The 25,586-nt window shown below is 50.7% G+C and carries 23 protein-coding genes and 1 other annotated feature; of the genes, 1 reads left to right on the forward strand and 22 read right to left on the reverse strand.

Features of this window, described 5'->3' with window-relative positions:
• The 16 genes from lptC to H8J70_RS00960 all read right to left on the reverse strand — a co-directional run bounded on the left by lptC (window position 1) and on the right by H8J70_RS00960 (window position 16,098).
• Window positions 1-561 carry an LPS export ABC transporter periplasmic protein LptC gene (gene lptC / locus H8J70_RS00885; RefSeq protein WP_186501877.1) on the reverse strand — a complete coding sequence of 187 codons (561 nt, stop codon included), beginning with the start codon at window positions 559-561 and terminating at the stop codon, window positions 1-3.
• Window positions 530-1,471 carry a lysophospholipid acyltransferase family protein gene (locus H8J70_RS00890; RefSeq protein ID WP_186501878.1) on the reverse strand — a complete coding sequence of 314 codons (942 nt, stop codon included), beginning with the start codon at window positions 1,469-1,471 and terminating at the stop codon, window positions 530-532. The genes lptC and H8J70_RS00890 overlap by 32 nt, the downstream gene beginning before the upstream one ends.
• Before the next feature lie 20 nt (window positions 1,472-1,491).
• On the reverse strand, window positions 1,492-2,025 hold the full coding sequence (locus H8J70_RS00895; RefSeq protein ID WP_186501879.1) for a KdsC family phosphatase: 534 nt from the start codon (window positions 2,023-2,025) through the stop codon (window positions 1,492-1,494).
• Entirely contained in the window at window positions 2,025-2,996 is a 972-nt protein-coding gene (locus H8J70_RS00900) for a KpsF/GutQ family sugar-phosphate isomerase (protein WP_186501880.1), read from the reverse strand. Before H8J70_RS00900 ends, H8J70_RS00895 begins: the two co-directional genes overlap by 1 nt.
• 18 nt (window positions 2,997-3,014) lie before the next feature.
• Window positions 3,015-3,854: a 3-deoxy-8-phosphooctulonate synthase gene (gene kdsA, locus H8J70_RS00905; RefSeq protein ID WP_186501881.1), complete on the reverse strand. Its 840-nt coding sequence runs from the start codon at window positions 3,852-3,854 to the stop codon at window positions 3,015-3,017.
• Window positions 3,851-4,591, reverse strand: coding sequence for a 3-deoxy-manno-octulosonate cytidylyltransferase (gene kdsB, locus H8J70_RS00910; protein ID WP_186501882.1), 741 nt, complete (start codon window positions 4,589-4,591; stop codon window positions 3,851-3,853). The genes kdsA and kdsB overlap by 4 nt, the downstream gene beginning before the upstream one ends.
• 6 nt (window positions 4,592-4,597) lie before the next feature.
• Window positions 4,598-5,734: a tetraacyldisaccharide 4'-kinase gene (gene lpxK / locus H8J70_RS00915; RefSeq protein ID WP_186501883.1), complete on the reverse strand. Its 1,137-nt coding sequence runs from the start codon at window positions 5,732-5,734 to the stop codon at window positions 4,598-4,600.
• A gap of 4 nt (window positions 5,735-5,738) precedes the next feature.
• Window positions 5,739-7,052, reverse strand: a complete 1,314-nt coding sequence (locus H8J70_RS00920) for a 3-deoxy-D-manno-octulosonic acid transferase (protein ID WP_186501964.1) — start codon at window positions 7,050-7,052, stop codon at window positions 5,739-5,741.
• Window positions 7,053-7,084: 32 nt separating this feature from the next.
• Window positions 7,085-8,836 carry an ABC transporter ATP-binding protein gene (locus tag H8J70_RS00925; RefSeq protein WP_186501884.1) on the reverse strand — a complete coding sequence of 584 codons (1,752 nt, stop codon included), beginning with the start codon at window positions 8,834-8,836 and terminating at the stop codon, window positions 7,085-7,087.
• Window positions 8,833-9,975, reverse strand: coding sequence for a lipid-A-disaccharide synthase (lpxB, locus tag H8J70_RS00930; RefSeq protein WP_186501885.1), 1,143 nt, complete (start codon window positions 9,973-9,975; stop codon window positions 8,833-8,835). Before lpxB ends, H8J70_RS00925 begins: the two co-directional genes overlap by 4 nt.
• 12 nt (window positions 9,976-9,987) lie before the next feature.
• Window positions 9,988-10,803: an LpxI family protein gene (locus H8J70_RS00935; protein WP_186501886.1), complete on the reverse strand. Its 816-nt coding sequence runs from the start codon at window positions 10,801-10,803 to the stop codon at window positions 9,988-9,990.
• Window positions 10,804-10,958: 155 nt separating this feature from the next.
• Entirely contained in the window at window positions 10,959-11,771 is an 813-nt protein-coding gene (gene lpxA / locus H8J70_RS00940) for an acyl-ACP--UDP-N-acetylglucosamine O-acyltransferase (protein ID WP_186501887.1), read from the reverse strand.
• Window positions 11,772-11,944: 173 nt separating this feature from the next.
• Entirely contained in the window at window positions 11,945-12,403 is a 459-nt protein-coding gene (gene fabZ / locus H8J70_RS00945) for a 3-hydroxyacyl-ACP dehydratase FabZ (protein ID WP_186501888.1), read from the reverse strand.
• 15 nt (window positions 12,404-12,418) lie between these two features.
• The gene (gene lpxC / locus H8J70_RS00950) at window positions 12,419-13,252 is read right to left on the reverse strand and encodes a UDP-3-O-acyl-N-acetylglucosamine deacetylase (protein ID WP_186501889.1); all 834 of its coding nucleotides are present in this window, start codon (window positions 13,250-13,252) and stop codon (window positions 12,419-12,421) included.
• 166 nt (window positions 13,253-13,418) lie between these two features.
• Complete coding sequence (gene argH / locus H8J70_RS00955) at window positions 13,419-14,852, reverse strand: argininosuccinate lyase (protein ID WP_186501890.1); 1,434 nt, start codon at window positions 14,850-14,852, stop codon at window positions 13,419-13,421.
• Window positions 14,853-14,865: 13 nt separating this feature from the next.
• Window positions 14,866-16,098 carry an argininosuccinate synthase gene (locus tag H8J70_RS00960; RefSeq protein WP_186501891.1) on the reverse strand — a complete coding sequence of 411 codons (1,233 nt, stop codon included), beginning with the start codon at window positions 16,096-16,098 and terminating at the stop codon, window positions 14,866-14,868.
• 218 nt (window positions 16,099-16,316) lie between these two features.
• Between H8J70_RS00960 and H8J70_RS00965 the strand changes: the two genes are divergently transcribed.
• Window positions 16,317-17,090, forward strand: a complete 774-nt coding sequence (locus H8J70_RS00965) for a transglycosylase domain-containing protein (protein ID WP_186501892.1) — start codon at window positions 16,317-16,319, stop codon at window positions 17,088-17,090.
• 71 nt (window positions 17,091-17,161) lie between these two features.
• On the opposite strand, the gene H8J70_RS00970 is transcribed toward H8J70_RS00965, so the two are convergent.
• The 6 genes from H8J70_RS00970 to thrB form a co-directional block, all read right to left on the reverse strand.
• Entirely contained in the window at window positions 17,162-17,800 is a 639-nt protein-coding gene (locus H8J70_RS00970; RefSeq protein ID WP_186501893.1) for a redox-sensing transcriptional repressor Rex, read from the reverse strand.
• A gap of 86 nt (window positions 17,801-17,886) precedes the next feature.
• Window positions 17,887-19,077, reverse strand: a complete 1,191-nt coding sequence (locus H8J70_RS00975; RefSeq protein ID WP_186501894.1) for an O-antigen ligase family protein — start codon at window positions 19,075-19,077, stop codon at window positions 17,887-17,889.
• A 343-nt stretch (window positions 19,078-19,420) separates the two neighbouring features.
• Window positions 19,421-20,728 (reverse strand): bifunctional folylpolyglutamate synthase/dihydrofolate synthase, encoded by a 1,308-nt coding sequence (locus tag H8J70_RS00980; RefSeq protein ID WP_186501895.1) that lies wholly within the window; start codon window positions 20,726-20,728, stop codon window positions 19,421-19,423.
• A 9-nt stretch (window positions 20,729-20,737) separates the two neighbouring features.
• On the reverse strand, window positions 20,738-23,401 hold the full coding sequence (locus H8J70_RS00985; RefSeq protein ID WP_186501896.1) for a valine--tRNA ligase: 2,664 nt from the start codon (window positions 23,399-23,401) through the stop codon (window positions 20,738-20,740).
• A 47-nt stretch (window positions 23,402-23,448) separates the two neighbouring features.
• Window positions 23,449-23,666: a binding site (T-box leader), on the reverse strand.
• A 102-nt stretch (window positions 23,667-23,768) separates the two neighbouring features.
• Window positions 23,769-24,593, reverse strand: a complete 825-nt coding sequence (gene nudC / locus H8J70_RS00990) for an NAD(+) diphosphatase (protein WP_186501897.1) — start codon at window positions 24,591-24,593, stop codon at window positions 23,769-23,771.
• Between the two features lie 77 nt (window positions 24,594-24,670).
• Window positions 24,671-25,585: a homoserine kinase gene (gene thrB, locus H8J70_RS00995; protein ID WP_186501898.1), complete on the reverse strand. Its 915-nt coding sequence runs from the start codon at window positions 25,583-25,585 to the stop codon at window positions 24,671-24,673.
• Window position 25,586 lies beyond the last annotated feature (1 nt).

The raw sequence follows: 25,586 nt of genomic DNA on the forward strand, positions 1-25,586 counted from the left end.
CTACTCTCCTTTGGTTACCTTAGCGTGGCCTTGTACGGTTACATGTTCCAGCGCCGCATCCGTTACGAAAGAATCACCGCTCAATGTCGTCTGATCATGCCGATTCAGCAATACCTTGCCGCCATTAATAAGCCGTGTATCCATATTATAATACACACTACCCTCTGTCTGCAATGTATCGCCCTTGTCGGTTTCTGCCTGCAGCGGCTGTTTGAGTTCAATGATCTTCTTCTTACGGTCTACGACACCCTTATCGGACGTGATGGTCAGTAAGGTGCCGTCTTTTTCCCAGATTTCTGCTTTCGGTTTGATGAAATACATGATTTCTGTTTTCGGATCGACGAGAATCTTATCGGCCGTCAGCCGCCACGACAGGCGGTCGCCATCTTTTTCTTCAATTTCCGAGCCATGGAATTCTACGAGGTCACTGCTGGGCGGCATGTCCTTTACAGGACCGCCGGCCGTATGCATGAACCAATAGAGGAGAAACGCAAAAAGTGCCAGGACAACGACGACGAGAATCGTAATTTTATGCTTTATCAACGTTTGTTTTAGATTCACAATCTGTTGCCGCCCCCTCTTTTTGCAGTGCTATAATTTCTTCCGGTTCTGTACTCCAACGGTGCTGGAACCAGAGCCATTCTGTAGGATGCTCTTTAATGAAGTTTTCCGTAATGACTGCCATCTTGCGGGTCATGCGGGCAATGTCTTCATCTTTGTTGCCTGTATCTTCAAAATGCATGATCTCGCCAATTGCCAAATGGGTACGATGCTGGTCATCGTGAATAGTAAAGACCGGTACAATCGGCGAATGAAACTTCTGGGCAAACATAGCTGGCCCTTTTGGCGTAGAACTCATTTTCCCCAAAAACGGCTGGGGTACACCGTGAAAGCCGCCATCCTGATCGGCTAGGAAACCGAGCAGCTTTTTCCGGCGCAGCGCCCGGGCTGCAATGATCATTTCATTTCCGCCCCGGGCAAAGACTTCGAGGCCCATGCCCTCGCGGTTTTCGTTTAACAGGCGGGTTACGGAACTATTGGCCTGATTTTTTACGATCGTCGAGGCGGGATAGCCATACAGCGCCAGTGCGCCCAGCCATTCCCAGTTGCCAATGTGTCCGGTCAGGATGATGACGCCTTTATCTTCTTTCAGCGCCTCATCCAGCCGTTCCGGATGATCCAAGGTCACATACTCAGCAATATTTCCGGCGTTCAGATTTGGCGTATACAAAATTTCCAGCGCCGACTGGCCCAGATTGCGAAACAGTTCATCTACAATTTGGCGTGCTTCTGTTTCACTGCATTCCAGGCCGCGTACAGCCTGAAAGACAGCGCGGTTATACTGTTTTTTCATAATCCGGCTAACTAAGGGTCCCAGTTTCCGTCCCCAACGGACTACCGTCGGGTACGAAAGTTTCTGAACCAGCTTGCCTATTGCCCGGATGGTATAGTACTGCCATTCCGTAAACACTATGCAGACGCCCCTTTCTCTTACTGTTTATATTCAGCCTGGCCAGACTGAAAGTGCTGTAAGATGGTCTCCCAAACGTTTTGATTTTTTAAAATATATTCGACCAGTTCACGCAGTGCACCATGACCGCCTCTAAACGCCGATACAAACGCGGCTTCCTGCCGTACCTCTTCACAGGCATCGAGTGGTGCTGCACTAAATCCGACAGACTGAATGAGGGGCAAATCATTCAAATCATCCCCCATATAACAAACGTCCGACAAGGAAATACCCAGGTCCGCACAAATCTGCTGTAATGCGGTAAGCTTATTTTGTACCTCCTGGACGACATAATCTATGTGTAAATCCTTAGCCCGCTGTTCCACCATAGGAGAACGGCGGCCTGTAATAACAGCCGTTTTGAGCCCAGCCATGCGGGCCAGGGTAATCCCCATACCATCGCGGGCAGAAAAGCCCTTTAATGCATCACCGGAAGGACCATAATAAATAACGCCATCGGTCAAAACGCCATCGACATCAAGAGCCAGCAGTTTGATCGTCTTTACATGTCTCATCAGACCACTCCCTGACGCAGCAAATCAGTCAAGTGAATCATACCGACAGCCTTATTATCCTGGTCGACAACGGGCAGTACCGTAATCGGGCGGGGCTGATTCTTTTCCATAATGTGCATAGCTTCTGCCGCCAGCTTATCGCTCGTAATGAGACGCGGGCTCTTGGTCATCATTGCATCGACAGGCCACTGCAGGAAGTTAGAGCCGGTTTCAAGGCCACGGCGTACATCGCCATCTGTCACCAAACCAACCAAGACCCCTTCACTATCGACGACGGAAACAGCACCCAGCCCTTTTTCAGTCATCATGAAGAGGGCATCCTGTACCGTGCTGTCAGCGCTGATAACCGGATTATCGTTGCCCTTATGCATGACGTCGGCAACAGTGAGGAGCAGTTTGCGGCCCAGAGCGCCACCGGGATGGAAAATGGCAAACTGGTCTTTGGTGAAATGATGGCACGAAAGCAAGACGACGGCTAAGGCATCGCCTAAGGCCAGGGAAACGGTCGTACTCGTCGTCGGTGCCAGGCCCAGCGGGCAGGCTTCTTTTTCTACTAATACGTCGAGAACGACGTCCGAGTTTTTCGCCAGTGTCGAATTATGTTCACCGACGATAGCAATGACCTTAGCACCAATACGTTTCAGGCTGGGCAGAATATTCAATACTTCTGTCGTTTCACCACTCTTAGAAAAGGCCAGAACAACATCGTCGCCCGTTACCATGCCGAGATCGCCGTGAATGGCTTCAGCCGGGTGGAGGAAAATAGACGGTGTCCCTGTACTTGACAAGGTTGCCGAAACCTTCCGGGCAATATGCCCCGATTTGCCCATGCCCGTAACGATGACACGGCCCTTAGAGTCCAAAATCATATTGACTGCATTGACGAAGCTCTGGTCCAAGCTGGGAATCAGATTTTCAATGCCTTTTGCTTCCTGTAATAATACGTCTCTTGCTTCTGCTAAAATATCCATTTCCATTCACCTCTGCAATTATTTCGTTGCCGTTGAAACACTCTGATCGGTAATCGCCTTAATAGCTGCCATATCCCGCAGCACCGCTTCTACCTGGGAAAGGTAGAGCATGTTGGGACCATCGCACAGGGCTTCTTCCGGGTTATCATGTACTTCCATGAATACGCCATCAATACCGGAACCGGCTGCGGCTCTGGCCAGATTACCAATAAACTGGCGCTGGCCGGAGGAACTCGTACCGGCACCGCTGGGCAGCTGTACGCTGTGGGTCGCATCAAAGACGACAGGATAGCCAAAGCTGCGCATAATGGGAAATGCCCGCATATCGACAACCAGATTATGGTAGCCCAGGGAAACGCCCCGTTCCGTCAGAATGATATTTTCATTGCCTGCGTGGGAAATTTTTTCTGCTACATTTTTCATATCCTCCGGCGCCATGAATTGCCCTTTTTTTACATTAATGCATTTGCCCGTTTTAGCAGCTTCCTGCAGCAGGTCTGTCTGCCGGCACAAAAAGGCCGGTATCTGCAGGACATCCAGTACCTCCGCTGCCGGAGCTACCTGGGATACATCATGGATATCACTGACAACAGGAACCTGCAATTCTTTTTTCACATCGCGAAGAATTTCCAGGCCCCGCTTAAGTCCCGGGCCACGGAAAGATTTCCAGCTGGACCGGTTCGCCTTATCAAAGGACGCCTTAAAAATATAGGGAAGGCCCAAACGGCCACAAATCGCTTTCATTTCCTGGCCGATTTTTAAAATACGGTCCGGATCTTCAATAACGCACGGGCCTGCCATGACGAACAACTTGCCATCGCCGCCTACGTGCAAACTGCCTGCTTGTACTTGTTTCATGCCTGTTGCTCCTTTGCAAAATACGATCGTATATGTTCCAGATCTTCCGGCGTATCAATGCCGATAAACTGTTGCTCTGTCGTAATAACTTTAATCTTATAGCCATTTTCCAAAACGCGCAACTGTTCCAGCGATTCCACTTCTTCTGCCGGTGTTTGTGCCATCTGGGCATATTGAAGCAGGAAATCACGGCGATACGCATAAATGCCGATATGCTTGTATGGCCGGATTTGATCGTGGAAGGGATGCCGCGGGTATGGAATGAGGGAACGGGAGAAATACATGGCTTCCTGTCTCTTATTCATGACTACCTTGACGGCACTGGCATCGTCATATTCTTCTTCCTGAAGGGGTGTAGCCACGGTTGCCATGGTCAGCTGCGGATCTTCTTCAAAGACCTGGCAGAGCGCATTAATGACTTCCGGCGTAATGAGAGGTTCGTCACCCTGCACATTGACAATGACATCGGCTTCAGGATAATGGCCTACGGCTTCAGCCAAACGGTCCGTCCCATTCGTATGGTCTTCCCGCGTCATGACTGCGTGACCGCCAAAGGAGACGACGACATCATATACTTTAGGATTATCGACAGCTACGACGACAGCTGACAGTTTATCTGCCTTGGTAGCTTGTTCATATACACGCTGGATCAGTGGCTTGCTGGCAATATCAGCCAGCGGTTTGCCCGGCAGCCGCGTGGAGGCATATCGTGCCGGGATAATACATACGAAATTCATAAGTTCTTATCCTCCTATATGCTGCAGAATTACGTTCTGCAGTTCCTCTTTACCTTTTTCAATCACTATTTCTATGCCCAGTACCCAAAGAGGCACGTCGTGCTGTAAAATGAACGACGCCGGCAATTTGACAGCGTCCTTTTCCGTCGTAACCAGAACGGCTTTTTTTTCTGCTGCCATCTGTATCATAACAGAAAGATCGTCATTCGTATATTGGTGATGATCGTCAAACCGTAAATTTCCTGCCAGGGTATAGCCGCAGGCGGTTACTGTCGCTTCAAAGGAAGCCGGATTCCCCAAAGCCGACACAGCGATGACTGCCTGATGCGGCAGCTGCTCACACGTATGGCGGTCCGCCTTCGCTTCGTACCACGCGGCAAAAGACACGCACCACGCAGGGCGGTGCACCGCTTCGGCTACGGGTGCTGTACTGTTATAGCGCGTCAGAACAGCGTAAATAGCCTGTTTGTCTGCTTCCGTACGCTGGTCCGCTTTCGTGATGATAAAAAAACCAGCCCGGCTAAGGTGAGATACGGGTTCCCGCAAGATGCCCCGTGGCAAGAGTGCGCCATTGCCAAACGGATTGGTAGCATCGATGAGAACAATATCTAAATCGCGGGCCAGTTGCCAATGCTGAAAGGCATCATCGAGAAGCAGGACCTGGCTGTGAAACCTGTCGATAGCCAGTTGTCCCGTCTGTGCCCGTTCCCGGCCGACGAGAACCGGTATTCCCGGCAAGCTGCGGGCCAGAAGCAGCGCTTCGTCACCGCCTTCTTGGGCACTAAGGAGCACGTCTTTTCCATCAGACATGATGGCCGCGCCATGTTCGGCTGCCGAGCGGTAGCCCCGGTTGAGAAGGGCCACCCGATAACCTTGACGTTGAAGCCACTGTGCCAGCATACAAGCCGTCGGTGTCTTTCCCGTACCACCGGCCGTAATATTGCCCAGACTGATGACTTTCGCCGCCAAATGGGCCTGCCGTTCCGGATGACGTGCATACGCTGTAAAGCGTCGTACGACACCGTATCGATAGACGGCAGACAATCCTTTTAGCAGGGCCAGCACGGGCTGGTCCGCCAGGCTATGGGAGCGGTCTTCCATAAGATACGTTATATACGCGGCAAGCTTGGTATAAAAAGACATGTGCTCATCTCCAAAGGTGGAGTTCATCCAGTATTTTTTGTAATTCTGCCAGATTACGGCGCGTAGCCCCCTGGTTTTCCTGCACGATTTCAATGCAGTGGCGTCGCATGCTTTCGGCCAGCTGGCGGTCATCTACGATATTGACGCACGTTTGAATGAATTCGTCTTCGTTCTTGACCATAACGCAGGCACCGCGACTGCTGAGCAGATCGTAGATTTCTACAAAGTTGAACATATTCGGTCCTACGACAATCGGTTTGGCATGGGCCGCCGGTTCCAAAATATTGTGACCGCCGACGTGAGCCAGACTGCCGCCGACAAAGACCAGGTCGCCCAGGCTGTACACACGGCCCAGTTCGCCGATGGTATCGAGAATCACGCCGTCATAGTGTTCTTCCTTTACCTTACCGGCCTGCATTTCGCTCCGCTTGACCATGGTAAAGCCAAATTTACGGCCTTCGTCGCGAATGGGGTCGGACTGGTAAATGTAACGGGGCGCAATAATCAGACGGGCCCGGGGATGCTTTTTCCGTATTTCAAAAAAGGCCTTATAAACCGAACCATTTTCACCTTTATGCGTACTCCCGGCAATCATAATGGGGTAATCCTCTTCTGCAAAACCGAGCTCCGACAAAAAGCGTTTCTTTTCTTCCGGCGTGACGATGCCATAGGTCTGATCGTACTTGGTATTCCCCGTTACGATAACCTTATTCGGATCGGCTCCAATATCGATGATATACTGCGCATCAATCCGGCTCTGCATACAGAAAATCCGGATTGACGACAGGACGTGCCGGGTAAAGAAAGTTATCAGCCGGTAGCGGGAAACGCTGCGCTGGCTAATGCGGCCGTTCATCATCATGATGGGGATTTTTTTCTTATCGGCAATGCGCAGGAAGTTAGGCCAGATTTCTGTTTCTACGAGGACGATGATTTTCGGCTTGATGATATTCAGGATACGTCCCGTCAGATACGGTAAATCCAGGGGAAAATACAGGATCCCATCTGCACCGTCAATGATCTTGTGGGCCATGCGAAAGCCTGTTGCCGTAACGACAGAAACGATGATCACTTCCTGCGGGTGTTCCCGCCGCATTTCCCGCACAATAGGGCTGGCTGCGACAATTTCCCCTACAGACGCCGCGTGCACCCAAATAGCCTGGCGGTCTGATATTTTTTTCTTCAGTTCATCCGGTAAAAAACCGATACTCTGCTTGATGCGCTGATAAAATCCTTCTTCATGTATGAGCCTGTAAATCAGCACAGGGATGAGGGAGGCCCAATACATGAGAAGCAAAAAATTATAGAGCCAGTACATCGATTTGACACGCAAGCGATTTAACATAGAATTTAACCTTCCGCTTTTTCATTAAACTGTACAGCATGTAAATGGGCATACAGGCCGCCTTTATTCAGCAGTCCCGTATGCGTACCTTCTTCAACGATACGACCATGATCGATAACGACGATCTTGTCTGCATCGCGAATCGTGCTCAGGCGGTGGGCAATGACGATGGATGTACGGCCTTCCATCAGCCGTTCCAGTGCTACCTGAACGATTTTTTCCGATTCCGTATCGAGAGCCGACGTGGCTTCATCGAGAATCAAAATGCGCGGATCTTTTAAAATGGCCCGGGCAATAGCAATACGCTGGCGCTGACCGCCGGACAGGGAGTTGCCCCGGTCGCCTACGAGGGTATCGTAGCCTTGGGGCAGCTGCAGAATAAATTCTTCTGCGTTGGCAGCCTTAGCAGCCAGTTCGATTTCTTCATCCGTTGCATCCAGGCGTCCATACAGGATATTTTCCCGGATGCTGGCATTAAAGAGCATCGTTTCCTGCGGTACCAGGCCAATCTGCTGGCGCAGGGACGAGAAGGTAACGTCGCGAATATCTGTGCCGTCAATAGTAATACTACCGTCGGTGACGTCATAAAAACGCGGCAACAGGTTCGTCACCGTCGATTTACCGGCCCCGCTCGGACCTACGAGGGCCACGACTTCGCCGGGCTTGACGTCCAGGTTGAAATCGATCAGGGCCGGGTGATCCTCGTCATAGGAAAAATTGACGTGATTGAAGCAAATTTCGCCCTGCACTTTCGGCAGTTCAATAGCGTCCGGTTTTTCCTTGACGTCCGGTTCCGTATCGAGTGTTTCAAATACGCGGTCTGCAGCAGCCAGAGATTTCTGGATATCGCCGTAAATTTCGCTAATCCGGCGGACCGGGTTTGCCAGGTTGATAGCATAAATCAAGAAGGCAATGAGGGAGCCTGCCGTCATTTCGCCATCAATAACGCTCATGCCGCCATACCAGATGATGGCAGTCACAGCGATGGCTGCAAAGAACTGGATAAACGGCGTCAGGAGTGCTGTCAGGCGAACGGTCGACATGAGGGCCCAGAAGTTGCTGTCATTCTGTTCCATGAAGCGTTCGATTTCAAACTCTTCACGGTTGAAGGAACGAATGATGCGGATACCCGAAACGGATTCCTCCAAGAGGGCTGTAATATCGGCCATCTTCCCTTGTACGCGATGACCGGCACCGCGCAGGCGGCTGCCGAAGAAACGGATCGTAAAGACCACAAGCGGCACGATGACCAATGTCAGAAGGGTCAGTTTCCAGTACAAGAGCAGCATAGACCCTAAGGAACCGATGAGGATAACCGCTTCCTGGACAAAGGAAATAAGATTCCCGGCAATGGCCGTCTGTAAGGCCGTAACGTCATTGGTCAGGTTACTCATAATATTCCCGGTCTTACGCTTATCAAAGTACGACAGGGATAGTTTTTGTAAATGCCGGTACAGGGCTTCGCGGATATCGTTGACGATTTTCTGGCCGACATAGCTCATCAAATAGCGTTCGCCAAAGTAGAAGAAGCCCCTGGCAAAAAAGAGTGCCAGAATGCCAATGACGATCAGGTTCAGTGTGTAAATATCTTTGTTGGCCAAGACCTTATCGATGACGTCTTTGATCAGCCACGGGACGACGACGTTGCTCGCGCCCGAAAAGGCCATACATATGACGGCAACGACTAAGCGTTTCTTATATGGCAAAATGAAACGCAGTAATCTTTTGTAGCCTTGCCAGCTGTTATATCGCTTCATGCAGAATGGTTCTCCTTAGCAAATTGTAAAATGATCTCTGCTGTACGCCGGACAGCCCCGGGTTCTCCCATTTCCTTGCGCACGGAAAGCATGGCCTCGTGGCGCTCCTGCCAGGCCTGTTTATCCGTCAGGAGGGTCACCATATCGGCAGCAATGGCTTCCGGTGTGACTTCATCCTGCCAGAGCTCCGGCATAATGCGGTGCCCCATGATGATGTTGGGCAGGCCGATACTTTGAATATGCACCAGGATTTTGGACAGCCAGTACGTAAGGGAGCTAACGCGGTAAATAAGCAGGGTCGGCAAGCCCATGAGGGCTGTTTCCAGAGTCGCCGTGCCTGAAGCAGCGACGGCTGCCGTGCTGATGTTCATCATATCATATACATGGCCTGATGCAACATGGACGTTCTCCAGGTCCGCCGGAATCAGCTCCTGCAACACGGACGCATCGATGGTCGAGGCCCGGGGAATGAGAAATTGGACCCCATCCCTTTGTGCCATAATTTCTTTGACTGCCGCCAGCATAACCGGCAGCAAGCCGCGTACTTCCTGCAAGCGGCTGCCCGGCATCAAGAGAATCGTCTGTTTCGCCGCATCGAGGCCAAAGGCCTGCAGTGCCTCGTCTTTAGTCAGCTCCGGGTGTACTACATCGAGAAGCGGGTGGCCGGCGTAAGCAACACGGGCGCCCAGTTCTTCATACAGCTTGGCCTCAAAGGGAAAAAGAGAAATAGCCAGGTCCGTATGCTCGGCAATCACCTTGCCACGGCTCTTATGCCAGGCCCAGATGGTCGGCAAAATATAGTAAACGACACGGATCCCTGCTGCCCTGGCCTTTTCGATGAGCCTCATATTAAAGCCGGGATAATCAATACAGACCAATACATCCGGTTTCTCTTCTTGCATCACCTGCAGCAGTTGTGTGCGCAGGCGAAAAAAGAAAGGGATCTTACGTAAGATTTCGCCAACGCCGATAAATCCCAGATTATTGATATCATATACGATTCGCACGCCTGCTTGTGCCATCTGGCTGCCACCCATGCCGAGCAGTTCAATATCCGGATCCAGCGCTTTTAAGGCCCTGGCCAGATTTGCACCGTGCATATCGCCAGAGGCTTCGCCGGCTGAAAACATAATTTTCATGAATACTCCTACTTAAAACGTCTGATCGACGGCACAAATGCAGATATGATGTGCATCTGCTGCTGCCAATACTTGTTCCTGTTCAACGAACAGCGTGCGCCCGGCTTCTACAGCCAGGACGTTGCAATTACTTTCAATCATGCTTTCAAGCGTTGTCATACCGACAGCCGGCACGTCAAAGCGCTGGTCCTGGTTGGGCTTGGCCACCTTGACGACAACCGATTCCTTACGGCCCAAGGCACCGCCGCGGCGGATACAGGCGTCGGTACCTTCAATGGCCTCTACGGCCATGACAGCCTTATGCCGGACGACGACAGTCTGGCCGATATCCATGCCGCCAATAGCCTTTGCCGTGGCAAAGCCAAAGCGGATATCATCAGCTTCGGCTTCTGTAGGCTGCCGTTTGGTCAGCACGCCCGGCGCCGGCATGAGCGGTTTCAAATACAAGGTCTGATCGACGACTTCAATGCCATCCTTTGCCAATTCATCCACAATGGCCAGCATGATCGTGTCATCCTTGCGGTTACGCAGCCGGTTGAGCAGCTTCAGGGCCCGCAAATCGGGCATTTTCAATCCCTTAAAGAGAATTTCTTTGGTCACCTTGCCGATCATGGTCACCTTGGTCACGTCGTGTTTCAACAAGGTCTTAATGATCTTATTCAGCTTGGCCACGTTGATTTCATAGTATACATCTGCTTCTGCCGCCAATTCCGGCGCTACATCCTCAACGACAGCAATGACCACCACTTCATGGCCGCTTTGTTTAGCTGCCCGCATGAATTCTACAGGCAGATTGCCAATACCGGCCAATAAGCCAACTTTTTCCATGTACGATCACCTTTATTACACAGGTATGCTTACCTTGAATTTACAAACAATCACTTTATTATACCAAAAAACAGCCGATCATGTCATTAATCTAAGAACGATTCACATAAAAAAAGGGCGGCAAGGCCGAGCCTCACCTCCCCTTCATACGCACATTAATCCTTCGTGCCTCTCATAATGCCACGTTCAGCATTGCGCAGGAAGCGCAGAAGATGTTCGACTTCTTCATAGCTGTCCAGCTCTTGTTCCATTTCCGAAATAGCCTGTCCCAGGTTGAGACCGGAACGGTACAAAATGCGAAATGCCTTTTTTAATTCACGACGAACTTCATCGGACATACCGGCACGGGAAAGTCCCACACTGTTCAGACCAATGACACGGGCTGGCTGCCCATCAGCAATGACATACGGCGGAATATCCTGCACTACCTTGGCCAGGCCGCCGATCATGCTGTTTCGACCCACTTTGACAAACTGGTGTACGCCGGCAATACCACCGATGACCACGCGGTCTTCTACGGTAACGTGACCGGCCAGGCCGGCACAGTTACTCATGATTACGTGATTACCTACGACACAGTTGTGCGCTACGTGCGTGCAGGCCTGGAACAGGCAATCATTGCCAATCCGCGTTTCTTCCCCTTCACCGGTAGCTACGCTGACCGTTACAAATTCACGGAATACAGACCGGTCACCGATGATAAGGTAACTTTTTTCTCCGTGATATTTTAAGTCCTGCGGTTCTGAACCGATCGAACAGCTAGGGAAAAACCGGCAGTTTTCACCAATTGTCGTCCAGCCGTCAATGGTTACATGTGCCATAACTTCTGTGCCTGCGCCGATTTTGACATGCGGCCCAATCACTGCATAAGGCCCGATTTTTACACCAGGACCGATTTCTGCCTGCGGATCTATAACAGCCGTTGGATGGATCATGCTCTGCGGCATGTTTTCTTTTTCCTCGGTCATTAGAGTCACTCCTTGCTAGCCCGCCCCTATCCGGGCAGGTGCTCATAAATAATGTATATGAGTATATTCCCTCTCTCTCGAAAAGAATATACCCTTAAAAATCAGGCATATTCGCCCTATTATCTGTTAATTACGCCTAAAACCTCTTATTTTCTCATAAATTGGGCTTATTTTTATTTTCTTGGTTCCTGTCCCGGCATGAGGGCAAAGAGATATTCCCCTTCTGCGCAAAGCGTATCCCCTACGTGAGACTGGGCTTTTACCTTGCCCATACGGCCTTTAATCTTGACGATATCGGCGCGCATGATGATCTGGTCACCCGGGCGGACGGGATGACGGAAACGCAGTTTATCAATGCCCGTAAAGAAAGGAATAAGACCCCGGTTTTCTTCCGGATAGAGCAGTGCGACGCCGCCTACCTGTGCCATAGCTTCGGCCAGGAGCACGCCGGGCATTACCGGTTTTCCGGGAAAATGTCCCTGAAAGAAAAGTTCGTCAAACGTTGCGTTTTTAATACCGATGGCATATTTCATCGGTTCCAATTCAATAATCCGGTCTACGAGCAGCATGGGATACCGGTGAGGTAAGATTTCCATGATATCCGTTACTTCTAATGTCTTGTCTATTGCCATTGCAATTTCCTCCCTTTATTTTATTTCTTCGCTGATTTTGCGTGCCAGCAGGTTATTTAGCTTATGGCTTGACTTTACAGCCACAATATGTCCCTGCAGCGGCCGTCCCAGCAAAGCTAAATCGCCGATGACATCCAGCACCTTGTGCCGCACCAGTTCATCTTCCGTACGCAGCTTTGAAAGGCATGTCGTGTCATCATAGACGATCGTATTTTCCAGCGTACCGCCTTTACCCAGGCCCAGTTTTTTCAGCATGGCCAGTTCTTTGGTAAACGCAATCGTCCGGGCAAACGCGATCTCACGGATATACGTTTCCCGGTCCAGCTCGACATCCAGAAACTGTACGCCCAAGAGCGGATGCGGATTGATGGATGTAAAGGTAATGCGGAAGCCGTCATACGGAAGAATGGCAATAAACTTATCGTCTTCCTGCACGAGGTGTTGGTGCTGCACGGCCAGTACACGGCGCGGCGCAGATAATTCCTGAATCCCCGCCTTTTGGATCAGCTCCACAAAGGTAAGACCACTGCCGTCTGCAACAGGGGGTTCTACGGAATCCATTTCTATAATGCAGTTATCTACAGCCATGCCGTTCAATGCAGAAAGCAGATGTTCGACCGTAAAGACCTTCGCATCGCCCTGCTCCAATGTCGTTGCCCGCATGGTGTTGGTCACATTGGCAAATTGTGCCGGCACTGCCGGGTTGCCGGGCAAATCCGTCCGGACGAAGACGATTCCCGTATCAGCCGGGGCCGGGCGCATTACCATATGCACTTCATTGGCTGCATGTAAACCGATACCGCTGTACGACACGGATTTTGCCAGTGTCGTCTGTACCACATTAGTCATTGATACGCCCCTCCTTTCCTGGCATTAAATGCTCAATTTTAATCATACTAATTTATTATACATTATTTCCCTTAGAGTGACTAGTAAGAAATTTTGTAAATACGTATTTTAGCCTGTATAGGCAAAGAAAAAAGCCGTACCTTCCGGCACGGCCTCTTCCTGTTGCTTATTTGATTAACTCATAGACAGAGGAAACCACCTTATCCCATTGCTGCGTTTGTACCGTTTCTGTAGCTAGTACCTGCTTGCCGTCAGTGCACTGACGCGCAACGGAGCTGGGCGCCGTGCCATTATAGGTCTGACGCTGGGCCACGCAGGTTTCAATATCCAGATAATGATGGATATCGGCCTCAAAGAGGGGGCTCATGTGCTGCAATTCTTCTAAGCTAAGCTGCTGCAGTACTTTGCCCTGTTCGATACAATAATGTACAGCTTTGCCGACAACGGCATGCGCTTCCCGGAAGGGCAGCCCTTTTTTAGCCAGGTAATCGGCCATATCCGTAGCATTCGAGAAATCGCTTTCCAGAACGCTGCGCATGTGTTCTTTATTGACTGTCATCTTATCGATCATGGCGGCATAAATGGTAAGGGCAAATTTCAGGTTATCAATGGCATCAAAGACACCTTCTTTGTCTTCCTGCATGTCCTTATCATAGGCCAGGGGAATGCCTTTCATCATGGTCAGCACGGCCATGAGATGGCCATAGAAGCGGCCCGTCTTGCCCCGTACGAGTTCGCAAATGTCCGGATTTTTCTTCTGTGGCATAATGGATGAACCCGTGCAATGTGCATCATCGAGCTCGATAAATTTGAATTCCGAACTCGACCAGAGAATAAATTCCTCGGACAAGCGGCTCAGATGCATCATCAAAACGGCGGCAAATTCCAGGAAAGCAATAATATAATCCCGGTCGCTGACAGCGTCCATACTATTGTCATAGAGCTTGCCAAAGTGCAGTGTCTTACCGACGTACGGCTGATCCAGCGGATAGGTCGTACCGGCCAGGGCGCCGGCACCGAGAGGCATCATATCTGCCAGCTCCCAGGCAAAGCCCAGGTGCTTGAAATCACGGGACAGCATGGAAAAGTAGGCCATCAGGTGGTGACTGAAGAGAACCGGCTGGGCCCGCTGCAAGTGCGTATAGCCCGGCATGATGACATCGTTATATTTTTCTGCAGCCTTGACGATACTTTCCTGAAGCTGTACGAGCAGCTTGGCGACTGCCGCAATTTCCCGCCGTACGTACAGGTGCGTATCTAAGGCAACCTGATCGTTACGGCTGCGGCCCGTATGAAGCCGCTTGCCAGCTTCACCGATCGCATCGGTGAGGCGCTTTTCGATATTCATATGAATGTCTTCCAGCTCTACAGAAAAGTCGAATTCATCCCGTTCGATCTGTCCGAAAATATCCTTCAGCCCCTGGACGATAGCATCCTTATCTGCTTCGGAAATAATGCCCTGCCGGGCCAGCATCGTCGCATGGGCAATGCTGCCGCAGATATCCTCTGCATACATACGGCAATCGAACTGAATCGATGCGTTAAATGCTTCTACGTTTTTATCTGTAGCCTTTGTAAACCGGCCGCCCCATAATTTCATTCGGATTCGCTCCTTATTTGTTCTTTTTTTCGACGTTCTGCAACATCAGTGCCCGCATCGTAAGCGGCAGGCCAAAGAGGTTGATGAAACCGCCGGCATCTTTCTGATCATATACATCGTCTTCGCCGAAGGTGACATATTCTTCGCTGTACAAGGAGTACGGGGAAGTCGAACCGGCGCTAATGATGTTGCCTTTGTACAATTTCAATTTAACCGTACCCGTGCAGGTCTTCTGTGTTTCGTCAACAAACGCAGCCAGAGCTTCACGGAGCGGCGAGAACCACATGCCGTCATATACGAGTTCTGCATATTTGTTGGCCACATGTTCTTTGAAGTGGTTCGTAGCTCTGTCGAGTGTCAGATATTCCAATTCTCTGTGGGCATACATGATGATAGCACCACCGGGATTTTCATAAATGCCACGGCTCTTAAGGCCGACGAGACGGTTTTCTACGAGATCGACAATGCCAATACCGTTTCTGGCACCAATAGCATTCAGTTCCGTTATCAATTCGAGGGCATCCATCTTTTTGCCGTTAACAGCAACAGGAATCCCTTTTTCAAACTGCAGTTCTACATATTCCGGTGTATCCGGTGCTTTTTCCGGCTGCGTAGAAACCATGTATACCATATCTTTCGGAGCATTTGCCGGATCTTCCAGATCATCACCTTCGTGGCTCAAATGCCAGATGTTCCAGTCCATGCTGTAGGGATACGGATTTTCTTCCGATTTGTAATCAACCGGCACATTATGTGCTTCCGCATATTTGATTTCATCTTCACGGGATTTAAGATCCCACATTCTCCACGGTGCAATCAGTTTGATTTCTGGAGCCAACGCTTTAACCGTCAGTTCGAACCGTACCTGGTCGTTGCCTTTGCCTGTAGCGCCGTGGGCAATAGCGTCAGCGCCTTCTTTTTTGGCAATTTCTACGAGTTTTTTGGAAATCAAAGGCCGGGCAAAGGATGTACCCAAGAGATATTTGCCTTCATATACAGCGTCCGCTTTCACGCAGGGCCATACATAGTCTTCCATAAATTCTTTTTTAATATCCATAATGTATGCTTTGGAAGCACCGGATTTGATAGCCTTCTTTTCAATGGCTTCAAAATCATCAGGCTGTCCTACGTCAGCGCAGGCTGCAATAACTTCTGCACCGGGATAGTTTTCCTTCAGCCAGGGAATAATGCAGGATGTATCCAAACCACCGGAATAGGCTAATACGATTTTTTTAATATCACTCATTTTTGTTTCCTCCTCTATTTCATAAGCAACAATATGATGACCAACTGTCTACGTCAGTTAGTATACAACTACTCGCAAGAATATGCAAGTAATTTGAATAAAAAGTTTGAAAAAATTGAAAATTTTCAAATATTCTACCATTCAGCAGGGGAAAGGGGGCCTAAATCTAGTCTTTTCACCTGCTCATATGATACAATATACCCATATCAGGAGGAACTATGAAAAAAAAATACCTTTTCATATTCGTCGTCGTCTTTGCTGCCTTCAGCGCCTGGAATATCATTTCCGACACGCCTAAGACAAGGCCACAGACGCCTGCCAGCAAAATTGAACAAACAGCGCCGTCTTCTTCCCTGGATGCATTTAAGGAAGGACTCTATCCTTATTTACACTTCCGCGCTGCTATGGAAGCACGACGCCGGGAAGTAGCCACGTATGTATCGATTCAAAACATCCCTAAAACCTTGCAGGAAGCTGTCATCGCGACAGAAGACCGGCGCTTTTATGAACACGGTGCCGTCGACCCTATTGGTATCGGCCGGGCCGTTCTGGTCAACTTTACGTCCGGTGAAACCGTAGAAGGCGGCAGCTCCATTAGCCAGCAGGTCATTAAGAATACCTTTCTTACACCGGAACGGACACTGACCCGCAAGGCCCAGGAACTCATTCTGGCCTTTTTGCTCGAGCACAATTACAGTAAAGACGAAATTCTGGAAATTTACTTGAACACAGCGTATTTTGGTGCCAGCGCCACCGGCATTTATGAAGCAAGCCATATCTACTTCGGCGCGCAGCCACGGGCCCTGAGCCTGGCCCAATCGTCCTTGCTCGCAGGCCTGCTGCAAGCTCCCAGTTATTATAATCCCCTGGAAAATTACGAGGCTGCCCGGGAACGGCAAAAGACGGTTCTCTCCCTCATGGCCGAACAAGAATACATTACGCGAAACCAGGCCGAAGCGGCCTTTAAAGAAAGCCTGCATCTGCGCCGCTGATTCTTCCATAAACGAAAAAAAGCCCGAAAACAGCAACGTACACTTGCTGCGTTCGGGCTTACTTTTTGTTCTTATTCTTTTGGCTTGTTGGTCAAATAATAGGAAATACGGCTCAGGCCAATCGACAGGTCTTCACGGAATACAAAAATCCGGTCCGGCACATTGAGGCGCAACGGTGCAAAAGAAAGAATCCCTTTGATCCCGGCGTCTACCATCTGGTCGGCTACCTGCTGGGCTACCGAAGCCGGCGTCGTGATAATACCGATCTGGATATTTTCCCGGCGTACGACATCGCCCATTTCCGAAATAGGCGTAACGACGACACCACCGACATTTTGGCCGATAATCCGATGGTCTACATCAAAGAGGCCCATCGTGCGGAACCCCAGACGGCCAAAGGTCTTGTAGTTGGCCAGGGCCCAGCCCAAATGGCCAATACCGGCAATCCCGATTTTCCAATGCTGCTGTAAGCCGATGATTTCTACAATCTGCTGACAGAGCTCGCTCACGTAGTAACCAACGCCTTTTTTGCCAAAGGCACCGAAACAGGTCAGATCCTTGCGGATCTGTTCCGGTGTAATGCCCAGGCGTTCGCCCAGCTTTTCGGAAGAAATAATATCGATTCCTGCGTCCTGCAGAAGCAGTAAATCTCTATAATACAACGGCAGTCGTTCAATGACCGCATCGGATATTGCCTTTTTCTGTCTCATGGGTGGAGCCTCCCAACTGTATAAACTATTTGCAACAACGTAACGTTGTGAAACTGAGTAGTGGATATTTCAAGACTTATTATAACTTATTGTGAATTATTTCGCAAACTTTTTTTCTGATTCTTTCGATATTCTTCATACGTATTTGTCAATAATCCCGCAAAAAGCCATAAAGTAAGTGATATTTGAGTACTAAAGAGGTCGTAGTCGCTAAAGCCGCTCACGGCTACAGCCAGCATAGCACCTGCTACGGCCATGACCAGGGCCCGGTCAAAGGGGGGACCGGAGTACCTATGCAAAAAACGAATAGCATACCATACGACACCAAAATAAAACCAAAAATATGCAGTAAAACCGAGTAACCCCGTTTCTGCCAAGATGTTCAAATACATATTATGGGCGTGGAAGATAGTGATGCCTGCTTCCTGGATCAGTTCATTGTATACGGGATAGACGTATTTAAAGGCCCCCCAGCCAATGCCCAGAAGCGGGTGATCGGCTGTCATCTGCAAGGCAGCCAGCCACATGTCCATGCGCATAGATACAGATGTGTCAGCTGCGCTTTGGCTAAAAATAGAAAGCAGACGCCGGGTAACACCGCCATGATGGAAGGCCAGCACTAAAGGGATGACCAAAAAAGACAGCCAAAGCCGCTTGTCCCACACGAGTCCAAAGAAAAAGATGAGCGCACAGGCACTAATCCAGGCACCACGGGAGTACGTAAGGACTAAGCACAACGTAAGCGCTGCCAGCAACAGGGCGAAAGGTGCCGCCTGCTTCCACCGGCCCCACCAACGGATAACCAGAGCCCCGGCAGCACTCATGACCATGAGCAAATAGGCCGAAAGCAAATTCGGATTATACAACGTAGAATACATGCGGCGGCGCAACAGCGGAAAGGCCGAATTATCAACCCACTCTTCTTCCCGCAGGGTCAGCATATGGGCGTACTGATAAAAGCCATAGAGGGCCACTAAGGCCGTACTGAGGAGCAGCCCATAAACGAGCAGCTTCCGTTCAGCCTCGCCGCGGACAAACTGCTGCAGCAGACAGAAAAGCAGGAAATATTGCAGTACTGTAAACGCATAAAAGGCCAGGCCTAAGAAGAGCCGTGGCGATCCTGCCAGGGAAAGGAGGGCTACGACAGCAAAGGCAGCGGCCGGTACAAAAAGGATGGGCCGCGTCCGGTCAGGCAAATCATAACACCAAACATAGCGGGCCGCCAGTACTAGGGCTGCCAAAAAGAAGGCTTCCATGACAAACAGCTGCAACGGCATAAAAACTACCGTCCCTAAAAGCGCATACACAACGTGTATGCGTGCTTTTTCCTGAGAACTACGAGCTGTTGGTAAGAGAGCCGTAAAATGTATCACAAGTTCGTTCCTCCGAATGTACGTGTTCGAATGCGTCTTTTATCCGTCCGGTCCCCCAGTACTGTGCAGGATCATCCTGTTCCCTACGGGGCCGTAACTGGTAAAGTTTGTTCTGTTTTGCACAACCTATGCTATCTTATTAATCTTACAATAAGCATCTCCGTTTTGCAACCGAAATTTCACAGATAAAAAAATACAACAACGATTCCCAAAACACATGGAAATCGTTGTTGTATAAAGGAACAGATTACAGTGTGACGTGCCAGGAATCCCGTAAATGGCGGCGCACATCTCCCTGGATGTACAAGGAGCCGACGATACATAAGACCTGAGCAGGCTGCACAGCCTGCAGGGCCTGGTCCAAGGCCGCCTCCAAGCTGGAGGCCCAGTCTGCCCGGCAGGGCAGGATGCGGGCAATCTCCCGGGGATCAGCACTGCGTGGCGTCGGTGCCGGCGCGCAGATGACATAATCGTCAGAACGGAACAAGGTGTGTACCATCTGCGTATAATCCTTGTCGGCCAATACGGAAAAGAGAAATACGCGCTCACGCGTACCAAAAACCTGCTCATAGGTCCGGCAAAAGGTATCGATACCGGCCGGGTTATGGGCACCATCGATGACGATATCCTGCTCCCCTGCCTTGAGGACCTGAAACCGGCCGGGCCAGCGCACTTGGTGAATGCCGGCTGCAATGGCTGTCTTCGTCAGGCGTTTTTCCTGCCGCGCTACGAGGAGCAGTGCCATGAGAGCAGCGGCGCAATTTTTCTGCTGGTGTTCGCCCAAAAGCGGCAGATCCACCGTCAGCGCCCGGCCCCGGCCCGTATGCTCCTGCAAAGTCAACACCTGGCCTTGAACATCAGGCGGCGCGGCTGCCTTAATCGTGAAGCTGTGCCCCAGGGCATAAAGACGGCTATGCTTTTCATAGGCTGTCGCCGCGATGACGGAAAGGCCCGGTTTTTCGGCCGTCGTTACTACAGGAACGCCGGGTTTGATGATGCCCGCCTTCTGGACAGCAATTTCTTCAAGCGTATTACCGCAGTACTTCATGTGGTCCATGGCCACGTTGGTAATGACCGAGACGACAGGCGTAATGACATTCGTCGAGTCCAGAAGACCGCCTAAGCCGACTTCGATAACGGCATAGTCTACACGGGCCTTGGCAAAATACCAAAAGGCCGCTGCTGTAAGCATTTCAAATTCCGTCGGCCGTTCGCCGCCAGCGGCAGCAATAGCTTCTACCTCGTGAGATACGACGGCTACGGCTTCTGCAAAGTCAGTCCGGGAAATTGCCCCTTCGTCTACGCAGATCCGTTCCGTGTATTCTTCCAGGTGGGGCGACGTATAGCGGCCTGTACGAAAGCCGGCCTGATGGAGGGCACTGGCAATCATCGCCGTCACAGATCCCTTGCCATTGGTACCGGTCACGTGGATCGTCTTGTACCGGTCCTGAGGATTATGGAGCCGCGACAGAAGCTGTTCCATACGGCCCAAGCCCAGCTGGATACCAAAGGCACTGGCATGTTCCAAATAATACACCGCTTCTTCGTACGTCATAGTATCACCTTATAAATTCTTCAGGTCAGCCATCCGTTTGGTAAGGGCTGCCATTTTATCCGTATAATCTGCCAGTTTAGCCCGTTCTTTTTCAACGACCTGCGCCGGTGCCTTGGCCAGGAAGCCTTCGTTGCCCAGTTTCTTTGACAGGCGGTCGATTTCCTTTTGGAGTTTGGCCTGTTCTTTTTCAATGCGGGCCGTTTCTTTTTCTACGTCGATGAGGTCTTTCAGCTGCAGATAGACTTCGATGCCCGGTACTACCGTTACGACAGCATTTTCCGGCTTCGGTGCCGATGGAGCGAGGAGAATGACCTGGTCGGCAAAGGCCAGCGTATGGAAATAGCTTTCGTACTGCCGCAGGTTGGCTGCCATTTTTTCATCGGCCGGTACCATGATGACCGGGGCCTTCTTGCCCATGGGTACGTTCGATTCGGCACGCATGTTACGGATACCTTTAATAGCGTCCATGAGAACGTTCATGACGGCCGCATCAGCCGGGAACTCCTGGTTTTCCTGTTCCTTAGGCCAGGGAGCGACGATGATGCTCTTCCCTTCGTGCGGCAGATGCTGCCAGAGATGTTCTGTCACGAAGGGCATGAAGGGATGGAGCATTTCCAGCGTATGTGTGAGAACGTAGACGAGAACGTACTGGACGGTCTGACGGCTCTTCTGATCATCCGATTTATAGAGGCGCTGTTTTGCCAGTTCAATATACCAGTCGCAGTAGAGATTCCAAATGAAATCGTATACTTCGTCAGCGGCATCGCCTAATTCAAATTTATCGAGGTTTTCTGTCACCTGGCGGACGGTCTGATTAAAGGCCGTGAGGATCCAGCGGTCTGCCAGCGTGAGGTCGCCGGCTGTCGGTACGAAATCCGGATCATAATCGGTTAGGTTCATGATGACGAACTTCGAGGCGTTCCAGATTTTATTGGCAAAGTTACGGTTTGCTTCAACCCGTTCCATGTAAAAGCGCATATCGTTGCCCGGTGTATTGCCCGTTACCAGCGTAAAGCGCAGGGCATCAGCGCCGTATTCTTCGCACACGCCGAGGGGATCAATACCGTTGCCCAGGGATTTACTCATCTTACGTCCCTGGCTGTCACGGACGAGGCCATGAATAAAGACGTGTTCAAACGGAATATCCTTCATGAATTCACAGGTCATGAACATCATGCGGGCAACCCAGAAGAAGATAATATCATAGCCTGTAACGAGGACGCTCGTCGGGAAGAACTGCTGGATATCGGCAGTTCTTTCCGGCCAGCCCATGGTCGAGAAAGGCCAGAGGGCCGAGCTGAACCACGTATCGAGTACATCCGGATCACGGTGGATATGCGTGCTATGGCAATGCTGGCATTCCGTAATATCGTCCCGGCTAACCGAGGTCTGGCCGCAGTCATCGCAGTACCAGGCCGGAATCTGATGGCCCCACCAGAGCTGCCGGCTAATGCACCAGTCATGGACATTTTCCATCCAGTGGTTATAGGTCTTGCTAAAGCGGTCGGGCACGAATTTCGTCTTGCCATCCTGTACGGCATCGATAGCAGCCTTCGTGAGGGGACCCATCTTGACGAACCACTGCTTGGTCGAAAACGGTTCGATAATCGTTTTGCAGCGCGAGCAATGGCCTACAGCATGGGTTAATTCTTCAATATGATCGAGGAGGCCTAATTCCTGCAGGTCTGCCACGACGGCTTTGCGGCAGTCTTCACGGGTCATGCCTTCATATTTGGCACCGGCCTTGGCATTCATGGTACCATCAAGGTTCATGATCATGATTGCTTCCAGGTGATGGCGTTCGCCCATTTCAAAGTCATTCGGGTCGTGGGCCGGCGTAATCTTAACGGCGCCCGTGCCGAATTCGAGGTCGACGTAATCATCGCCAATGATTTCTACTTCCCGGTCTACGAGCGGCACAATAACTTTTTTACCGATATATTTAGCCAGACGCGTATCCTGCGGATTCACAGCAACAGCCGTATCACCCATGATCGTTTCCGGACGGGTTGTAGCAATCATGATGTAGTCATCTTCACCGACGATGGGGTATTTGACATACCAAAGATGGCCGGCTACATCAGAATGATCTACTTCGATATCCGAAAGGGCTGTATTGCAATGGGGGCACCAGTTGGTAATGCGCTGGCCCTGATAGATGAGACCCTTTTCATAGAGGGAAACGAATACTTCCCGTACGGCCCGGGCACACGTATCGTCCATGGTAAAGCGGTTGCGCGTCCAGTCACAGGAAGAGCCTAAGCGGCGTACCTGCGTTTCAATACGGTTGCCATACTGTTCCTTCCAGGCCCAGACACGTTTCAAAAATTCTTCACGGCCAATGTCGTATCGGGTTTTTCCTTCTTCTTTAGCCAGCTGCTGTTCTACTTTTACCTGTGTCGCAATGCCTGCATGGTCTGACCCGGGAATCCAGGTGACATTATAGCCCTCCATGCGTTTGAAACGGACGAGGATATCCTGCAGCGTGTTATCGAGGGCATGGCCCATGTGCAGCTGCCCCGTTACGTTCGGTGGCGGCATGACAATGCTAAAGGGCTTACGTGACGGATCAGGATCCTGATGAAAATACCCGTTTTTTTCCCAAAAGGAATACCAATTCATTTCTATATCATTTGGTGCATACGTACCCAGACTTTCTTTGTTCCACTCCATGTGCAGGACCTCCTAAAAAGTAAAAATAAAAAGCGTTCTTTCATCCTTGTTAGGACGAAAGAACGCTGCTCTTCCGCGGTACCACCTAAATTGCCACGGCCGTAGGCCGGGCCTCTTCATTCTACAGTTAACGCCTGTCAGACGGGCAGGTTCTTCTTCCTGCCAGCTCCCGGGTGACCCGTATTGCCGCCTGCGAATGCCTTTTCAGCTAACCGGCATCTCTCTGACACACGCAGACAATACTTCTTCCGCTCATCGCTATTTTTACTATGTTCTTCATTTTAGCAACTTTAAAAGGCCTTGTCAATGTATGCGGACTCGTTTCAAAGCGTGTCAATTACCTTGAAAAGGCTTATCTTCCTATGTCTCAAGCCTTGCCCTGCTTAAAGAGGGTTATCATTTCCATGGTCAGGCTCGTGTGTTCCCGGTCATCCGGCAGGTCTTGCCGCTGCAGCCACTGGGCCGTCGCCAATTCACTGTGGTCGACGTGCAGATCGGCCTTGCCGTCGAGATCGCAGAAAAAGCCAAAGAGAAGCGTATCCGTAAAACACCAGGGCTGGCTCTTATAAAAGGTCAGGTTCTTTACATGAATGCCGACCTCTTCCATAACTTCGCGGTGTACCGTTTCTTCAATGGTCTCCCCTATTTCGGCAAAACCTGCCAAGAGAGCCGTATTTTTATATTCCCGTCCGGCATATACAGATACAAGCAAGGCGTCATCATGGCGTACGCCAACGATAACAGCCGGATTAATCCTCGGATAGTTCATAATCTGGCACTCCGGGCAATAGAGCATACGCTCCTTCGTACTGGCAACCAGCGGCCGGCCACAGGAACCACACAAGCGGTGTTTATGGTACCAGCCGCACAGGGAAAGGCCTGTCACTGCGGCAAATGCCAGAGAGCGGGGCCGGGCCATGCGCATGTGCCGGATCGGGACGTACGTAAACCCATCCCCTTCGGGCACAGACTGGCGGGATAAAAAGAAGTTTTGCTCATCAAGACGGAACAGCCAGATGACATCTTCTTCGCCTAAGAAAGGAAGCTCCTCCGCCCGGGGCAGAACCAGTGTCCCCTCTTGAAAGCGGGCCAATACGCCGCGCTCTTCATAGGCTAAGACTACACTGCCCGGTCCATAGGGAACAGGCGTAAATTCATTATGATAGACGTGGGGATATATATCCTGAATCATAGCAATCGTTTTCTCCTCGCAAAAAGACAGAAAGCGGCCCGCTACTGCCTAACCGGCACAGCAAGGCCGCACATCGTTTAATCGATATACACAGCACCCGTATTATCCGCTTTTAAGATATGTCCAAAGGAAGAAATACCGTGGGCGGCAAAGGTTTCGATCATGGCTTCTTCGATTTCCCGTTCCCGTTCCGTTGCAAAGGCAATGAGTGTAGAACCGGAACCACTGATCGTCGAGCCCAGGGCGCCAGCTGCCACGGCAGCGTCGAGTACTTCCTGACCGGCCGGAATAAGCTTGATCCGATAAGGTACGTGAAGCTTATCCTGCAAGCTGTATTGGAGCCGGTCATACCGTTTCGTAAAGAAGGATGATAAGAGGAAGCTCACGCGGCTCACGTTAAACACGGCGCTGCGATAATCAATGCTGTCTGGCAACGCCTGGCGCGCATCTTCTGTAGAAACTTCGATTTCCGGACTGACCGTAATAAAAGACAGTTCGTTCCCGACAGGAATGGAATTAGTCAGCGCCGTATCGGTGAGCACAATAGACGAGGTAAGGCCGCCATACGTAGCCGGTGCCACATTATCGGGATGGCCTTCCAGCTGGCTGGCAATAACCAGTACATCTTCCTGCTTCAGATTCCGTCCCGTCAGGGCATCACCAACCATGATACCGCCTACGAGCGCAGCGGAACTGCTGCCCATGCCGCGGGCCGGTGGAATCCGGTTGATCAGTGTCACGTGGCCCGGCGGCAAAGCCTGGCCATTCCGCTTGGCTACCATTTCCATGGCCTCTGTTACCATATTCTTTTTAGGATCCAGCGGTATGGTATCCTGGCCCAAGCCTTTGATTTCAATAGTCAGGCCTGTACCTGCCGGTGTTTCTTCAAAAATAATTTCATTGTATAATGTCAGCGCAATGCCGACAGCATCAAATCCGGACCCCATATTAGCGGAAGTAGCCGGAACCTTTACGTGTACCTTCTGTATCATG

This window comes from Megasphaera hominis, from assembly GCF_014269395.1.
GTDB lineage: Bacteria > Bacillota > Negativicutes > Veillonellales > Megasphaeraceae > Megasphaera > Megasphaera hominis.

Bases quoted from the DNA above. Each gene is read 5' to 3' on its own strand.
- H8J70_RS00895 (WP_186501879.1), bottom strand. From the start codon at position 2,025: ATGAGACATGTAAAGACGATCAAACTGCTGGCTCTTGATGTCGATGGC.
- H8J70_RS00900 (WP_186501880.1), bottom strand. From the start codon at position 2,996: ATGGATATTTTAGCAGAAGCAAGAGACGTATTATTACAGGAAGCAAAA.
- kdsA (WP_186501881.1), bottom strand. From the start codon at position 3,854: ATGAAACAAGTACAAGCAGGCAGTTTGCACGTAGGCGGCGATGGCAAG.
- kdsB (WP_186501882.1), bottom strand. From the start codon at position 4,591: ATGAATTTCGTATGTATTATCCCGGCACGATATGCCTCCACGCGGCTG.
- lpxK (WP_186501883.1), bottom strand. From the start codon at position 5,734: ATGTCTTTTTATACCAAGCTTGCCGCGTATATAACGTATCTTATGGAA.
- H8J70_RS00920 (WP_186501964.1), bottom strand. From the start codon at position 7,052: ATGTACTGGCTCTATAATTTTTTGCTTCTCATGTATTGGGCCTCCCTC.
- H8J70_RS00925 (WP_186501884.1), bottom strand. From the start codon at position 8,836: ATGAAGCGATATAACAGCTGGCAAGGCTACAAAAGATTACTGCGTTTC.
- lpxB (WP_186501885.1), bottom strand. From the start codon at position 9,975: ATGAAAATTATGTTTTCAGCCGGCGAAGCCTCTGGCGATATGCACGGT.
- H8J70_RS00935 (WP_186501886.1), bottom strand. From the start codon at position 10,803: ATGGAAAAAGTTGGCTTATTGGCCGGTATTGGCAATCTGCCTGTAGAA.
- lpxA (WP_186501887.1), bottom strand. From the start codon at position 11,771: ATGACCGAGGAAAAAGAAAACATGCCGCAGAGCATGATCCATCCAACG.
- fabZ (WP_186501888.1), bottom strand. From the start codon at position 12,403: ATGGCAATAGACAAGACATTAGAAGTAACGGATATCATGGAAATCTTA.
- lpxC (WP_186501889.1), bottom strand. From the start codon at position 13,252: ATGACTAATGTGGTACAGACGACACTGGCAAAATCCGTGTCGTACAGC.
- argH (WP_186501890.1), bottom strand. From the start codon at position 14,852: ATGAAATTATGGGGCGGCCGGTTTACAAAGGCTACAGATAAAAACGTA.
- H8J70_RS00960 (WP_186501891.1), bottom strand. From the start codon at position 16,098: ATGAGTGATATTAAAAAAATCGTATTAGCCTATTCCGGTGGTTTGGAT.
- H8J70_RS00965 (WP_186501892.1), top strand. From the start codon at position 16,317: ATGAAAAAAAAATACCTTTTCATATTCGTCGTCGTCTTTGCTGCCTTC.
- H8J70_RS00970 (WP_186501893.1), bottom strand. From the start codon at position 17,800: ATGAGACAGAAAAAGGCAATATCCGATGCGGTCATTGAACGACTGCCG.
- H8J70_RS00975 (WP_186501894.1), bottom strand. From the start codon at position 19,077: ATGCCGTTGCAGCTGTTTGTCATGGAAGCCTTCTTTTTGGCAGCCCTA.
- H8J70_RS00980 (WP_186501895.1), bottom strand. From the start codon at position 20,728: ATGACGTACGAAGAAGCGGTGTATTATTTGGAACATGCCAGTGCCTTT.
- H8J70_RS00985 (WP_186501896.1), bottom strand. From the start codon at position 23,401: ATGGAGTGGAACAAAGAAAGTCTGGGTACGTATGCACCAAATGATATA.
- nudC (WP_186501897.1), bottom strand. From the start codon at position 24,593: ATGATTCAGGATATATATCCCCACGTCTATCATAATGAATTTACGCCT.
- thrB (WP_186501898.1), bottom strand. From the start codon at position 25,585: ATGATACAGAAGGTACACGTAAAGGTTCCGGCTACTTCCGCTAATATG.